The following is a 14913-nucleotide window of genomic DNA, read 5'->3' on the forward strand; positions in this document are numbered from 1 at the left end:
ATTTCGTGGCTCAATACCTGGCCTGTGAGTGCCTTCGCTAACACTTCACGACAGGAGTTACCCACAGTCGCGCATAGCTAAAGGACCAGGTGAGTGGCTAGCTCTTACCCGGAAGGGACTTTCACCCTCTGTTCTATCGCCAGCTTGCCTGGCGTACTAAACGTTCGGTTACCTCACCTTGTTCTCCCCCTCTGGCCCATGCACGCTACTGCTTCCTTATTTTCTATTTGGAGACTAACACCATGAGCCGTAGCCGATATACCCCGGAGCAAAAACAGCAACATGTGACCCAATGGCGCCACAGTGACCTGACCCGAAAACAGTATTGCGAACAGCATCAGCTGAGTTTTTCCTCTTTCCGTGACTGGATTGCCGACAATAACAAAATGCACCAACCTCTCAGCCAGACACTGCCTGATGTGGCACAGTAATTTTGGTCACCGTAATAAAGGTGATATTTTTACTTCAACAATCAAACAGGTGACATGATGAAAAGAAGTTTTAGCCCTGAATTCAAACTGGAATCCGCCCAGTTAGTCCTTGATCAAAATTACAGTGTTATGGAAGCCGCTAAAGCGATGAATGTCAGCAAATCAGCCTTAGGGAGCTGGGTTCGTCAGTTGAGACAGGAGCGGCAAGGTAAATCTTCTAAAGCCATGCCCATCACGCCGGAGCAAATTGAAATACGTGAGCTGAAAAAGAAACTGCAACGTATTGAAATGGAAAATGAAGTATTAAAAAAAGCTTCTGCACTCTTGATGTCGGACTACTTGAACAGTTCTCGTTAATTGAGCAATTCAGAGTGCATTATCCAGTGGCTTTCCTTTGCCAACTGTTCGGGGTTTATCGTAGCAGCTATCAGGCCTGGCACCATCGAGTGAAAAAGCCCGATACTGAGCGCATCAGGTTAAAAAGTTTAGTCCGGGAAGCGTTTAACGAGGGCAAGGGCTCAGCTGGCGCACGAACGATTGCCGCCATGGTGACCGCCAAAGGCATACCATTAGGCCGATGGCGGGCAGGAAAATTAATGGCTGAACTGGGGCTGGTCAGTCGTCAGCAGCCAAAACACCGCTATTCACATCAGGAACAAGAACATCTTGATATTCCTAACCATCTTGACCGTCAGTTCACGGTCACCGAGCCCAATCAAGTTTGGTGTGGTGATGTGACCTATATCTGGACAGGTAAATGTTGGGCCTATCTGGCCGTCGTGCTTGACCTGTTTGCTCGTAAGCCCATTGGTTGGGCGATGTCTTTCTCTGCCGACTCTGAGTTGACAAAGAGAGCGTTGGAAATGGCGTTTGAATCAAGGAGGAAGCCACAAGGTGTCATGTTTCACCGTGATCAAGGTAGCCACTATACCCGCAAAGCGTTCAGACGGTTATTGTGGCGTTATGGTATCAAACAAAGCCTGAGCCGCCGAGGTAATTGCTGGGATAATAGCCCAATGGAGCGCTTTTTCAGGAGCTTAAAAAGTGAATGGGTTCCTGAAGAAGGATATTCAGATTTTAGAGAAGCCTTTCGCTCAATCACGAATTATATACAGGGGGAACCCCGTCAATCACGAGATTTCCCTTATGTCTTTATTACGTTTTTATATCCGGCATCAATTCGCAGAGCGAATGGGGCTGGCGCTGGATGACGACGCGATTTTCTATCTGTTTCATGAGAGCCAGGGAGATTACGTCAATACCCATATAAAGTTTACCAAAGAGTTACTTTTGCCCATCATGACTCATCTTTTGGACAGTTTGTCTGAGGATCCGGCAAACCGGGCCAGATGCAGAAATAGTGAGCGTATCCTGACGTTGTGGATACGGGGAATGGAGGCGATATCTCATGTTTATCAGGATCCGATGCTGATGCCTTATACCCATCCGGAAAGCAGTGGTCGTGTGGATGCGCTTATCCGGCCGGATACCGCCGTGTTACTGAATCTGACGGCAGAGCAGTTTTTGCGTCTGACGGCGCAGGACAGCCTGCCGGAAGATGAGCAAATGGGGCTGGAACAGTTCAGCAAAACACAACAATACTGGACACGTTTTATGGACTATTTGGATAAGCAGTTGACAGAAACGTGTCGGTATTGTTTTGAACGTTTGGGTCAATTTCTTCGTTACTTACAGGTTGAACCCCGTTTAATACGGCGTTTTTCCTTCGCTATCGGTTACATCGATGTATTAATGGGGCCACAGGATTTGCACAATATTGAGGCAGAGGAATTTGAGTCAGGGTATCTCGAAGACTATATCGATGCAGTCTCCGATGGATTGATGACACCCGTCCAGTTTCGGGTTGATGTGGTATACAAAAATGATCGTGTGATAGCGAGTTTTCGATCAGATGTAGACATTGAAGATGTTAACAACCCAACAGTCAGAGATTATCGGGATGTGGTGGATGAGGCAATCACCTGGGTAGATGGGCAGTTTGTGCGGAAAACCCACCGGGAGAGCACTATTACCCCCATACGAAAGTTAGCGGCTTGATTGAGAGTTAACCCTGATTTGCGGGTAAGTCGGTGGTTGTTTTTTTACCCTGACGGGCGTTATTTCCCGTCAGGGGATAACGCCCGTTTTTATTTTCGGAGCGTTACCGATGAAAAAGATTAAGACCAAAACATTCCCAAAAACTGTCCGCAAGAACAAAGCTGCCCATCGTCATGGCAGGCGTTTCCGGCCTGATTTATATCGGGTTATGATGGGCAGGATTATCGCGGCGTTTGGAAAAGAAGGCGCCCTGATGTACAGGCCACAAAATTGTGGAGACCGGCTGTCCGGCTATAAATAATTTGGATAGGGCTATCCGAAAGCGGGATAGCCTTTTTTCACATCGCTGAACTTATCACTGGCCTGTGGGGGCATTACCTCCACAGGGTATGCCCTATTTCAGGTAAAAAAAGAGGATTTTTTACTATGCCGAAGGGGTACGCTAATCGTTTGCATATCACGGGTCAACCTGACCAACTGGATGCTCTGCAACAATGGGGATTGGGAGACAAAATTCCCAATTACGGGCAGGCTATCCATCAAAGTATTAAGCTGTTTGTCGCGGACTGTGCCGGTCTCCTGCGACCCACTGAAACGACAGATTACCCACTTTATCCGGCTCTGGTAGCGAAAGGAACAGGGTAGACTCACCGGAAAACCGGGCGTTTGAGCAATGGCTGGCCTTGTTAAAAGAGAATGTTGCGCTTGATGAAGTCACCAGCCAACAGATTGACAGGCTATACCAACAAAGTGGTCTGGCCGCGCGAAAATGGGAGGCGTTGTTCCCGGTAGAGCAGGAAACCATCATGGCGTTGTTTAACCAAAAGTCCTGCGACTGGTTCGGTCTGGTTGATTGGAACGGAGAACGTGACACGGAAATGCTATGGTTTCATCTTGATGACAGGCTGACAGAGACGGTTCCTTGTGACTTGTTTCTGCTGATACCGACCCGTCTTGCGAGTGAAATCAATGGATTTTACGGCGGATTGTTAAAGGATCACGAGACGACTCATGAGTTGTATTTCCGATTATACGGTATGACACGGCCGCGAGGTTATGATATAGCCTGGAAGCACCATGATGATGGCAGTCTGACCGGGCATTTTGACAAAACACTCAGGGAGCCGTGGTATGAAAAAATCATAGTTCCTTTATCCAGGCAATATCACTGCCGTATCACCCATTATTTTAAGGAGGTCTGTGGCTGTTGTGGTTACGACAAATACCGGAATGGGCAGTGGGAAGCGGGTATTATTGATGAACTGGAATTTGGTGAGGAAGATGAGGACGGTACCCGTAAAGTGGTCGGACCGGACTACATTCTCGGCAATATTTCACATGACGGTTAGTGCACTGACAATGTTATCCCGCAGGGCAATTTCTTGTGGTGAATTGACATAAAAAAACAGGTTCAGGTTTACCTGAGCGTCTGATAACGCTATTGCCGGCGGATATGACGCCGGCGATTTACCCATTGGGGAATATTTCCTCTGAGGGGGCGTGTTCCCCCCTTTTCTCAGGAACACGTTTTGTCTGTATTGATTAATCATAAAGGCGATCCCCGGCGAGCTGGTGATAGGTAATGCGCTGACAAATGAACGTCATCGGGTCATGTATACTCCGGTACACTGGCTGGGGAACTGGTCGTGTCGTCTCAGGAAAAATCGTAAGCAGCATGAAGTTCAAACGGTTTGAGACACTGGATTAAGCCAATTCCGGCTCTTGGGCCGGAGTTTTATCCAACAGGACGGAGATGAAAAATAAATCGATTGAAGTTGTTTTGTTTATCCCTGACACGTTTTGGTCTGAATCGGTAGTGCTTCCCAGAGGCACTGGACACATTCTATTTCCCTTAATCCTTTCTTACATGAGCCGTCATTTGCCTTTTGTACTTATCATGACTGATTCAACGAAATGACCGGATACACGCTGCGTTTACCCGTGACGGAATTGGAAACGTTTGAATCATTGCGTGCGGTTTTCATCGATTAATTTTTATTCCCGGAAAAGAGTTTTGCCTTGTCCCTGTCAGAGGATGTATTAGGGTTTTGGGAAAAGAGAGGAGATTAATCGTGTTGAAAAAAATTAGAGTCCTGCTGGCGGGAACCTCCGCAGGAAAAAAGTCACTTCCACAACCCACCTCCATCCCAGAAACGGTCAAAGCAGGCTACTTTTTGCCGTCTGAGTCTAGGCTCTTGCTGGATATTTCCCGGCGACGGCAGTGTTTACAGTGTCTGTGGGACAACAGTGCATTACCTAAAACACACTATCAGGCATTGTGGCTGGCTCCGTTACATGAGTGTGTAGCATTGATGCAACAACTTCCGGCAGCACCGCAGGGGCCTTATGCCCACCCAGGCGGCTTGATAGATGTGACTCTGCAATGTACTGCCTCTGCCGTACGTCTGGCGAAAGGGCAGATGTTACCGCCGGGGGTGTCCCCTGAAACACAGGCAGAACAAAGTGTGATATGGAACACGGTGGTGTTTTACGCTGCGTTATTTCATTTTTTACCTGTTTTGGCCCAGTTTGACGGGGAACTGGATGAAGGCCAACCTTGGTACCCGGGATTGGTTGTGCCGCAGGGACCGTATCGTTTCCGGTTCAAAATTCCTCCCGTGGAGACGAGGGTTGCCTGTCATTTCGGGGGGTTACTCGCCGGACGATTGCTGCCGGCTAAGGCGTTGACCTGGCTGGCGTCAGTACCTCATGCCTTGCCTGCGCTGTTCTGTATTTTATCCGGTGACATGAAGGAAGATGACGTAATAAATCAGATAATGACAGAAGCTTTGAATAAAGCGGGCGCACCGACAATATCAGAAATATTCTCTGTCACGGCGGCATCACCGCAAATGATTGTTTCAGGAAATCCTGATGTCTCTGCTACGCCTTTATCAACCGCAATGGAAAGTGTTCTGCCTTCTCAGAGCCGGCAGGAAGATAACCCGATGACTGACATTGTTTCATCAGCCGTGAGGCCAGTTGATGAGAGCTCTTCTGCCGTCATGACAGTCGCACCGGAGAAGGGGGTACCGGTGGATGGGAGCACGCAACAGCTATTGTCATTAATGGGGATGAATGTCGCAGGCACAGTGACAGAACAGGTTATGGCGAGTGAAGCAGAAATCGTACCTCCAGACACGCCGGTGCCTTCACAACACTCGGTTCAGGCAACATTGCAGAACGAAAATGCGATTGAGACATCCTGTATTGGAGAGCAATTTTGGGACTGGCTGTCCGCTGGATTAAGGCATGGGGTGATGACCATTAATACGCCGAAAGCCCGGATACATCTGGTCAGTGGTTTTGTGTTTGTGAGTGCGCCGGCCATTTTCTTCCAGTTTCTCAGTGAGAAGAAACAGGTGGATGGCAAAGAGGTTAGCGAAAAATGGAAACGGGTACAAACCGCATTTGAGCGGTTGGGACGACATCGAGTCAGTGGTGGAAAGTGTTTTTGTTGTTGTCATCTTTATGATTCGGCTGATCGGACTGGCTCCTATCAACGTATTCATGGCTACTTAATCAAAAACACGTTGCTTTATCGTGACCGTTCTGTACCAGAGGATAGCCCTTTTCTCATGATTTCATGAGAAAGCATCTTTAATAACAATATGTTATTTTCTGCGCCCCGCAATGGGTTTTTAAATTGATGAAGTGAGGAAGTAGAGATGGACAGTATGACCTGGGATAACCTGCTGGATGAGTATTTCTTTGCCAAAATGTTGCGGCCGGATACGGAGTCAAGTTATCGCAAGGTGGTGAATACCTTCCTGGTGTTTGCAGGTGTGGACAATCGGCCTGCTCAAGTGACCCGACAACAGGTGCTGGCGTGGCGCAGATATGTGTTGCATCAGTCCGGACGGAAAGGTGTGACCTGGAACAGTAAGATTGCGCATATGCGGGCGTTGTTTAATTTTGCGATAAAAGAAAAAATACTGCCTCAAACGGAAAACCCATTTAATGGTGTCGTGGTTAATGCAAACAAGAAGAAAAAGAAAACATTAACCAAAAAACAGCTGACAGCCCTGTATCTCACGATGGGGCAATTTGAAGAGCGGGAGCGACAGGCAGGGGATAACCATCGTGCCCGCTGTGCATTATATCCGACCTGGTATTGGCTGACGGTACTGGATACATTGCGTTATACCGGGATGCGGCAAAATCAGCTATTACATATTCGGCTTGGAGATGTTGATCTGAAAGAACGCCGGATTATTCTTTGCTCCGAGGGGAGTAAGAACCATTATGAACACTTGGTGCCGGTGGTGAAATGGTTGTATCCGCGACTGGAAGTTTTGCTGGAACGTGCCCTGGCGGCTGGGGCAAAACTGAGTGATCCTCTGTTCTGTGTGAACTATTTTACCGCCAAAATAGACAGAGGAAGTGAAACCGACCAGTTACAGACGATAAAATCATTCTTTCGGCGCTTATCAAAAGAGTGTGGATTTGATGTGGGTCCACACCGTTTCCGGCATACCCTGGCAACTGAACTGATGAAAGCGCCTGATCGTAATTTGCAAATGGTGCGCGGATTACTGGGGCATCGCAGTATTGCCACGACGATGGAATATATTGATATCAATCTGGATACTGCCGGGCGTGCGCTGGAGCGTGAATTAATGCTTTATATCGATGCTGAGCCAGAAAAAGGAGAAATGTTAATCGGATAAAACAAAATCTCTTCGCTGTTGCCTGGACTTGTTTTTTCTGTACAAATTCCCTGTTGCAAGATAGGGAATTTTTTTGAGCTGATACAATCACCCATAATTAACTTTCTTCTGATCAATGAGGAAAGTTGAGTAACCAACATACAACATCGTGTTAATTAATTCATTGATTTTAGTTTGGATGGCTTGACAGTTGCAATAGAACTTGTAAGTATTGCGCTCAGACGGAAAAAGGACATCTGATTTCTCAGATATCCTAATCCTAGAACCTTTATATTTATATCTAAGTGGCGCAAAACTGATCAATCTACAATTATGCATTCCAGGTTCTGATATCGAACGCCCGTCGAGCTTTCATCTCTCAATCAACGCGCTTTAAATTGGTGCCCGGAGGCGGAATCGAACCACCGACACGAGGATTTTCAATCCTCTGCTCTACCGACTGAGCTATCCGGGCAACGGGGCGCATTAAACCGTATTCGGTAGAGCCCGTCAATAGATTTCTTTGGAAATAGTGATTTATGCTTTGAAATTATTCGATTAGCTAGAAATATAAGCAAAATAATAACGGAGAGTAGAAAAGTTGCTCTCCGTTATTTTCTTAATATTTTAATGTCTTAATGATGATAGCCTTTCTGGGCAGTATTGACTTTCATCAGATAACGACGTGATTCTGCCGATGGATGTTTGGTTGTCAGGGTTTCATAAACATCACCCGGAGCCATTTTATTAATAATTTGAGCCGCTTTTTTCTTATCGCTGGAAAATACCCGTAATACACTACCTGCACCACCGTTGTAAGCCGTTATTACTGCGTAGCGGCGAGATGTTGCATTAGTGATGTCAACCAGATAACTGTTTTGTAATATCGATAAATATGCAGTGCCGGCATCGATGTTATTTTCTGGATCAAATAGATAACTACGGCTCGGTTGCCCTGATTTACCTTTCATTTTAAAAACATCACGGCCAGCAGTATGTTGTACAACTTGCATCAATCCAAGTGCATCAGAACGGCTGACTGCATAGGGGTTGAAGCTGGATTCTATTTGCATAATGGCCAAAATCAGGGATTCGTCTATGCCATATTTAATGGAAGCTTGACGAATCAGTGGCAGATATTTATGAGCACGTTTGTCCAAATGGTTTGGTACCAGTTGTATAGTGACAGACCAAATGACATGTAAACCGGATTGGCGTTTTTGTAATTTATTGGCAATCAGATAATCTGCAAAGTGTGTTGCTCGCCATTCCCAACGAATCGGTTGGCCATTATTGTCCATAACTTGTCCATAAAGGAAAGGTTCTTTACTGATCTGAATATCGTTAGTATCAGAATAAAGATCAACTGAACCTGGATCATCACCCATTAATAAGGTCGTGATAATGGCCTTGCGTAAATAGGTTGTAGGGTCAATTGGAGAAATTGTTTCAATTGTGATCGTTCCAGCTTCAAAATTGATATGGCTGCGGGTCCGGTATTGATCGGTATATTTAACGTAATCCTTCGGGCCTGCAATTAATACTTCATGCAACCCCCAAATTTTCTCAATGTTATGAGCAAACTGGCCCATCAAAATATCAAAACCATTGGTATCTTTTATATATTCTTCGCGGTATTCACTATTTTTGTTGCTGGTACAGGAAATAAGAATTGGGGCAATAACAAACAACGCTAACAGTTTTTTCATCTTACATTGCCATCTGGTGTTGAATACAACATCAGAGCCACGGGCTCTGATGAAAGCTAAATATTATTTTTCTGGTGGGGTATATCCATCAATTTGAATATCATGACCTTCGAACAGGAATTTAGTCATTTCCTGTTCAAGCAATTTACGATCTTCCGGGTTCATGGTGCTGAGTTTTTTCTCATTGATCAGCATGGTTTGTTTGCTCATCCATTGTCTCCACGCTTCTTTGGAAATTTCATTGAAAATGCGTTTGCCCAATTCGCCCGGATAAAGCTGAAAATCCAGCCCTTCGGCTTCGCGTTGTAAGAAAGTACAAAAAACAGTTCTGTTCATAATAAATCCTCAAAATAGTGGGTGGGGGATTCAGCCCAGTTGTTGTAATAGATATTCAACTGGTGCTGCCAGCCCAACAGTTGCGGGTTGCTGTAAGTTATACCAAAGTCCTTTATTTTCATCCATGCAGGTAGTGAAAGATAAAATATTTATTTTTATCGGCACAATATCTAGATGAAAATGGCTAAATGTGTGGCGGAATGCGGTGAGTTGTTCGTGTTTACTGTGAGAAATGCCTGATTGTTCTAACCAGCCATTTAGCAAATCCATGCTCTCAAACTGAGGAAACGCAAACAAACCACCCCAGATCCCCGTTGGTGGGCGCTGTTCTAGCCAGACAGAATCATTATTTTGCATCAGCAAGAAATAAGCTGTTTTTTCAGGAATGCTCTGTTTAGGTTTTTTACCGGGATATTTTGTCCAGCTATGGTTAGCGTAAGCGATACATCCTTGATTTAATGGGCAGATTTCACATTTCGGCTTGCTGCGAGTGCAAACCATTGCGCCTAAGTCCATCATCGCCTGATTAAAATATTCTACCTCTTGCGCCGGCGTTACATTGGTGCTGATTTGCCAGAGGCAGCTTTCAACCTCTTTTTTACCCGGCCAACCTTCCACGGCATAACAGCGGGCCAATACCCGTTTAACGTTGCCATCAAGAATTGGGAAATGTTTACCTTGAGAAAGTGAAAGGATTGCACCTGCTGTCGAACGACCAACGCCAGGTAGGGCGACAACATCTTCAAAAGTTGTCGGGAATTTACCTTGGTGCCGCTCCACAACCTGCTGTGCTGCTTTATGTAAATTACGAGCGCGAGCGTAGTAACCAAGGCCGGTCCATAAATGAAGGACTTCATCAAGGGGGGCTGCGGCAAGTGAAGTTATATCGGGAAAACGTGAAATAAAGCGCTGAAAATAGGGAATGACCGTCGCAACCTGAGTTTGTTGCAACATCACTTCTGAAAGCCAGACGTGGTATGAGGTCTTTTCCAATTGCCAAGGCAGGGTTTTACGACCGTAACGATGGTACCAATCCAGTACCACTGTGGAGAATTGCTTTGCTTCCATCATTTGGATAATTGTCTTTAGGGAAAATCAGTGTTTCGTGAATAGGATTGCAACATAGTGTAACCTCGCTGTAAACCGGAACTTTGTTTTCGCAGTGCTACGCAATTTAGTATTAAAATTGTACTTATCACTATCGGACTTGCTAAAATCGCCCATCTTTGGATAATGCGCTCTCTTTTATACCCTATGGATTTCAAGATGCATTGCGACGGCAAGGGAACGAACCCCCGGGAGCATGGATAACGATGTGACCGGGGTGAGTGAATGCAGCCAACAAAAATAGGCAACTTGAAAGATGACGGGGATAGGTGGTTTGCTGGTAAAGCAGCCATGAACGGCTGAATAAATGCCTTTAAAACTGACAGAAATACCATGATAAATAACGTAATTTCGCCGGAATTTGATGAAAATGGCAGGGCGTTGCGCCGTGTTAGGAGTTTTGTTCGTCGTCAGGGCCGGTTAACTAATCGTCAGCAACAAGCGCTTGATAATCTCTGGTCAAAAATAGGTGTTGAGTATCAGGCAGAAAAACTGGAGCTGGGAGCACTTTTTGGGCGAGAAGCCCCTGTGGTGCTGGAAATTGGCTTTGGTATGGGGGCATCACTTGTCACAATGGCAAGTCAGAATCCAGAAAAAGACTTTCTTGGAATTGAAGTTCATGTGCCTGGTGTCGGTGCTTGTCTGGCTTCCGCTGAAGATGAAAATATCGGTAACTTGCGGGTGATGTGCCATGATGCGATTGAAGTACTGGAAAACATGATCCCGGATAATCGTTTGGAAATGGTCCAGCTTTTCTTTCCGGATCCGTGGCATAAAGTACGTCATAATAAACGCAGGATTGTACAGCCACCATTTGCGGAACTGATAAAAAGCAAGTTGAAAGTAGGGGGCGTATTCCATATGGCGACTGACTGGCAGCCATATGCTGAGCATATGTTGGAAGTGATGAATGGCGTAGATAATTACCTTAATTTGTCCGAAAATGGTGATTATGTGCCGCGTCCATCTTCACGCCCGATAACGAAATTTGAATTGCGCGGTCAGCGGTTGGGGCATGGCGTATGGGACATCATGTTTAAGAGGATTAAGTAATGGCTAAAAACCGCAGTCGTCGTTTGCGTAAAAAGATGCATATTGATGAATTTAAAGAGTTGGGTTTTTCTGTTAAGTGGAATTTCCCGTCTAATACACCGATAGATGTTATCGATAGCACTGTTGATGCATTTATTGATGAGCTGATTGAATCCAATGGCTTAGCATTGGATGCCAGCGGTTATCTGGATTGGGAAGGCTTAATCTGTTTGCAAAAAATTGGTATGTGTACAGAAGAACACCGCCAATTGGTTGAAAAATGGCTGAAAGATCGCGGTATGGAAGATGTCATGACCTCTGAATTGTTTGATGTTTGGTGGGATTGATTAATCTATAAAATATCTTGCATGAATCACAACAGGGGTAGCTGGTGATTAATTAGTGCCCCTGTCTGGAGTAAAATCAGTGAGTACAACGTTCTCTAATACGTTATTGTCGGATATTTTGCGACAAGTTCGTCCCCTGATTGGCCAAGGGAAAGTGGCAAATTATATTCCTGCACTGGCGGAGGTTCCTGCTGATAACTTGGCAATAGCTATCTGTACTATTGATGGGCAGATATTTCATGCAGGAGATGCTGAGAAGCGTTTTTCGATTCAATCTATTTCTAAAATATTAAGTCTGACTTTAGCCATGACACGTTATCAGGAACAAGAGATCTGGCAGCGGGTCGGGCAGGAACCTTCTGGTCAGCCATTTAACTCATTAGTTCAGTTGGAACTGGAAAAAGGCAAACCCCGTAACCCTTTTATTAACGCGGGTGCATTAATTGTCTGTGACATGTTGCAGTCGCGATTGAGTGCACCTAAACAGCGTATGCTGGAAGTGGTGCGCAAACTTGCTGGTTGTCCTGATATTTGTTACGACAGCAAAGTTGCCCGTTCTGAAATGGAACATTCTCACCGCAATGCAGCGATTGCCTATCTGATGAAATCCTTCGGTAATTTCGATAACGATGTGCTCGCGGTACTGCAAACTTATTTTCATTATTGCGCTTTGAAAATGAACTGTATTGAGCTTGCTAAATGTTTCATTTATTTGGCGAATCAAGGGAGTACGATAGGTTCTGAGCAGCAAATCCTTAGTCCTCGTCAGGCCCGGCAGATTAATGCACTGATGATGACCTGTGGTATGTATGATGGTTCCGGTGAATTTGCATTCAGGATTGGTATGCCAGGAAAATCGGGCGTTGGTGGTGGGATCGTGTGTGTCGTGCCGGGAGAGTTTACTGTTACTGTTTGGTCACCGGAATTGGATCGATCGGGGAACTCTTTGGCCGGTTGTGCTGCCCTAGAATTGTTAGCTGATCGTGTTGGGCGATCCGTTTTTTAACTCTCAATCCATTTTTTAATTCTCAGGTGATTTTCTTAGGAGAAAACATGTTACGCAAAATTATCATTGCTGCATCTTTGCTATTTGTTGCTCAGACTCAAGCTGGTTATGAATGCCAGGTAAATCCACAGAATGACATTATTATTACTTCTCAATCAGTTCAAGTTGTGGGGGCAAGTGGCAATCTCCAGATTTCACCTGATGGTTCAGTAATTCGTGATGGTAAGAACTTAAGTTTAAATACAGAACAGCGTCAGAAAGCACAGCGATATCAGCGGGCTTTGCGGCAGGATTTGCCTTGGATTAAACAAGAAACCGGAAAACATCTGATAACGGCGCGTAAATCCTTGGATAAAGTAGTAGTAGAGACTATCGGCAAGGATAGCAATGTGCGTCATCGGTTGTCCGATCTTGAGTCAGGGCTTAATCAGCAAATAAACCGAATTATTGAAACTCGTTCTGATGGTATGGCATTCCACCATCAAGCGATTAAGCTGGTTGAAAAAGATAGCCGTAGCTTAATTGAGCAAAGTCTTGGTGGAGTATTACAGGACAGTATTAATGAGATTGGCAATAAACAATTTAGCCTGAATGGTGATAATAATCAGGCACTACAATCTTTGCTTGGTAGTTTGGGGGGATTGCAGAATAATTTGAAAGCTGAATGGCGGACTCAGGAGGAAGATTTCCAGCGTTTTGGCAAAGAGGTTTGCGGTAAGGTCAGTGGCCTTGAGCAACAACGAATTGAATTACTGAATTCTATTAAATAGTTGCTAATAATCACAAATAAGAATCAATTTGAAATTGATTCTTATTTAGATTGACATATTTTTTTCGCTACCTAGAATGCAAATGCTTACTAAATATTCTTTCTTGGAGTGCAATATATGAAAAAGATAATCCCTGTCGTTCTGGTATCGTTATTTGCTGTTGCAAGCCATTCCGCATTTAGTCAGAAATCTGCTGTATTTACACCAAATGTTGTTACAGTTCAGGCTGATGATAAGGTTATAGTTAAGCACCTTTCCGGTGAAACTGAGGTCAAAAAAAATCCTCAGAAAGTTGTTTCATTTGATTTCGGCACTTATGATTCATTAGTTAAATTAGGTTTATCAGATAGGGTTGTGGCATTACCTACAGGTAATACGCCTGAATATCTCCGTAATAGCTTACCTAAAGAGGTAGAAAATGCAGGAGGAATGAAAGAGCCTAATCTGGAAAAACTGGCGCAGCTTAAACCTGATTTGATCGTTATTACCGGCCGTCAAGGTTCTTTCTATGAAAATCTGTCAAAAATAGCACCGACAATTAATTTGGGAACTGATAGCAAAAATTATCTGGTTTCGGTTGAAAGTAACATAACATTATTAGGTGAATTATTTAGTAAACAGAGTGAAGTGAAAGACCAAATTGTTGAGTTGGAGAAAACCATTGTTAAAGCTCAGGATAAAGCTAAATCTGCTGATGCAAAAGTTTTAGTATTGTTACATAACGCAGATAAACTAATGCTGAATAACCAGAGTGTCGTGTATGACGTGGTTAAAGCACAGAAAGCGGAATTAGCTATTCCTGCTGGTGAAGATAAAACCAAACGCGTTGTAGTGACTTCTGACATGATTGCTCAAGCTAATCCAGATGTAATTTTAATTATTGACCGCAGTGAAGCAATTGGTGCTGGTAAGCTAGATAAAGCGAAGTTTGAAGATGATAAAGTGAAATCTACTTCAGCGTACAAGAATGGCAAAATTACTTATCTGAAGTCTGATCTGTGGTATTTGTCTGGCGGTGGTTTGGAGAGCCTGTCAGCACAAGTTAATGCTGTAGCTGATGCCCTTTAATCAGGTCATGCGCCATTTTGAATTTGAATAGTTGTTGAAGTTTCACAATGGATTGTTTTAGATTTGGTCTGACAGTTATCGGTTATTTTATGCTGGTGGCTGTCAGGTTTGGTCTGAGCTATACCCTATGGATTTCAAGATGGATCGCGACGACAAGGGAGCGAATCTCCGGGAGCATAGGGTAACTATGTGACCTAGGTGAGTGAGTGCAGCCAACAAAGAGGCAACTTGAAAGATAACGGGTATATGAATAATTAGCTTATTATGCGTATTTCCAGCGAAAATATAGATAATTTTTATATTCGAAATAATGCTTTATTTATTCATAAAATATAATGTTAATGTGTCATGATATATAGTGTGAAAACTAATATTGTTATTAATAAACATATTTATTTCA

General features: G+C 44.4%; 16 protein-coding genes, 1 tRNA gene and 1 pseudogene. 13 read left to right on the forward strand and 5 right to left on the reverse strand.

What is annotated here, in order from left to right:
• Positions 1-242: 242 nt before the first annotated feature.
• The 5 genes and pseudogenes from tnpA (at position 243) to AACQ38_RS10955 (ending at position 3838) form a co-directional block, all read left to right on the forward strand.
• Positions 243-431 (forward strand): IS66 family insertion sequence element accessory protein TnpA, encoded by a 189-nt coding sequence (gene tnpA / locus AACQ38_RS10935; RefSeq protein ID WP_011145380.1) that lies wholly within the window; start codon positions 243-245, stop codon positions 429-431.
• Positions 432-485: 54 nt separating this feature from the next.
• Positions 486-1642 (forward strand): IS3 family transposase gene (locus tag AACQ38_RS10940; RefSeq protein ID WP_445260622.1). Its coding sequence is split into 2 segments (ribosomal slippage): positions 486-750 and positions 750-1642, totalling 1158 coding nucleotides; the frame shifts between segments, so codons are not numbered across the junction.
• Positions 1578-2489 (forward strand): hypothetical protein, encoded by a 912-nt coding sequence (locus AACQ38_RS10945; protein WP_165578110.1) that lies wholly within the window; start codon positions 1578-1580, stop codon positions 2487-2489. The genes AACQ38_RS10940 and AACQ38_RS10945 overlap by 65 nt, the downstream gene beginning before the upstream one ends.
• Before the next feature lie 109 nt (positions 2490-2598).
• Positions 2599-2790, forward strand: coding sequence for a hypothetical protein (locus AACQ38_RS10950; RefSeq protein ID WP_242685561.1), 192 nt, complete (start codon positions 2599-2601; stop codon positions 2788-2790).
• A gap of 125 nt (positions 2791-2915) precedes the next feature.
• Positions 2916-3838, forward strand: a pseudogene (locus AACQ38_RS10955) (DUF1281 domain-containing protein).
• Here AACQ38_RS10955 and AACQ38_RS10960 read toward each other — a convergent pair.
• Positions 3824-3964, reverse strand: coding sequence for a hypothetical protein (locus AACQ38_RS10960; RefSeq protein WP_157866896.1), 141 nt, complete (start codon positions 3962-3964; stop codon positions 3824-3826). The pseudogene AACQ38_RS10955 and the gene AACQ38_RS10960 overlap by 15 nt on opposite strands.
• A gap of 597 nt (positions 3965-4561) precedes the next feature.
• Here AACQ38_RS10960 and AACQ38_RS10970 point away from each other — a divergent pair.
• Positions 4562-6079, forward strand: coding sequence for a conjugal transfer nickase/helicase domain-containing protein (locus AACQ38_RS10970; RefSeq protein WP_339367041.1), 1518 nt, complete (start codon positions 4562-4564; stop codon positions 6077-6079).
• Between the two features lie 78 nt (positions 6080-6157).
• Positions 6158-7159 (forward strand): tyrosine-type recombinase/integrase, encoded by a 1002-nt coding sequence (locus AACQ38_RS10975; protein ID WP_165578112.1) that lies wholly within the window; start codon positions 6158-6160, stop codon positions 7157-7159.
• Positions 7160-7537: 378 nt separating this feature from the next.
• Here AACQ38_RS10975 and AACQ38_RS10980 read toward each other — a convergent pair.
• The 4 genes from AACQ38_RS10980 to mutY all read right to left on the reverse strand — a co-directional run bounded on the left by AACQ38_RS10980 (position 7538) and on the right by mutY (position 10254).
• A tRNA-Phe gene (locus AACQ38_RS10980) sits at positions 7538-7613 on the reverse strand.
• A 160-nt stretch (positions 7614-7773) separates the two neighbouring features.
• On the reverse strand, positions 7774-8847 hold the full coding sequence (gene mltC / locus AACQ38_RS10985; RefSeq protein WP_165578113.1) for a membrane-bound lytic murein transglycosylase MltC: 1074 nt from the start codon (positions 8845-8847) through the stop codon (positions 7774-7776).
• Positions 8848-8910: 63 nt separating this feature from the next.
• Positions 8911-9183 carry an oxidative damage protection protein gene (locus AACQ38_RS10990; protein ID WP_011145495.1) on the reverse strand — a complete coding sequence of 91 codons (273 nt, stop codon included), beginning with the start codon at positions 9181-9183 and terminating at the stop codon, positions 8911-8913.
• 30 nt (positions 9184-9213) lie between these two features.
• Positions 9214-10254, reverse strand: coding sequence for an A/G-specific adenine glycosylase (mutY, locus tag AACQ38_RS10995; RefSeq protein WP_041379970.1), 1041 nt, complete (start codon positions 10252-10254; stop codon positions 9214-9216).
• Positions 10255-10623: 369 nt separating this feature from the next.
• Here mutY and trmB point away from each other — a divergent pair, with 369 nt between their 5' ends.
• The 6 genes from trmB to AACQ38_RS11025 all read left to right on the forward strand — a co-directional run bounded on the left by trmB (position 10624) and on the right by AACQ38_RS11025 (position 14698).
• Complete coding sequence (gene trmB / locus AACQ38_RS11000; RefSeq protein ID WP_165578114.1) at positions 10624-11343, forward strand: tRNA (guanosine(46)-N7)-methyltransferase TrmB; 720 nt, start codon at positions 10624-10626, stop codon at positions 11341-11343.
• Positions 11343-11669 (forward strand): YggL family protein, encoded by a 327-nt coding sequence (locus AACQ38_RS11005; RefSeq protein WP_011145498.1) that lies wholly within the window; start codon positions 11343-11345, stop codon positions 11667-11669. The genes trmB and AACQ38_RS11005 overlap by 1 nt, the downstream gene beginning before the upstream one ends.
• Before the next feature lie 79 nt (positions 11670-11748).
• Positions 11749-12675 carry a glutaminase B gene (gene glsB / locus AACQ38_RS11010; RefSeq protein WP_058588827.1) on the forward strand — a complete coding sequence of 309 codons (927 nt, stop codon included), beginning with the start codon at positions 11749-11751 and terminating at the stop codon, positions 12673-12675.
• 47 nt (positions 12676-12722) lie between these two features.
• On the forward strand, positions 12723-13445 hold the full coding sequence (locus AACQ38_RS11015) for a YggN family protein (protein ID WP_011145500.1): 723 nt from the start codon (positions 12723-12725) through the stop codon (positions 13443-13445).
• Between the two features lie 117 nt (positions 13446-13562).
• A complete protein-coding gene (locus AACQ38_RS11020) occupies positions 13563-14513 on the forward strand; it encodes a siderophore ABC transporter substrate-binding protein (protein ID WP_165578115.1) in 951 nt (316 codons plus the stop codon).
• A gap of 47 nt (positions 14514-14560) precedes the next feature.
• Positions 14561-14698: a hypothetical protein gene (locus AACQ38_RS11025; protein ID WP_165578116.1), complete on the forward strand. Its 138-nt coding sequence runs from the start codon at positions 14561-14563 to the stop codon at positions 14696-14698.
• Positions 14699-14913: the final 215 nt, after the last annotated feature.

Source organism: Photorhabdus sp. RW14-46 (assembly GCF_963887965.1).
Taxonomy (GTDB): Bacteria; Pseudomonadota; Gammaproteobacteria; order Enterobacterales; family Enterobacteriaceae; genus Photorhabdus; species Photorhabdus laumondii.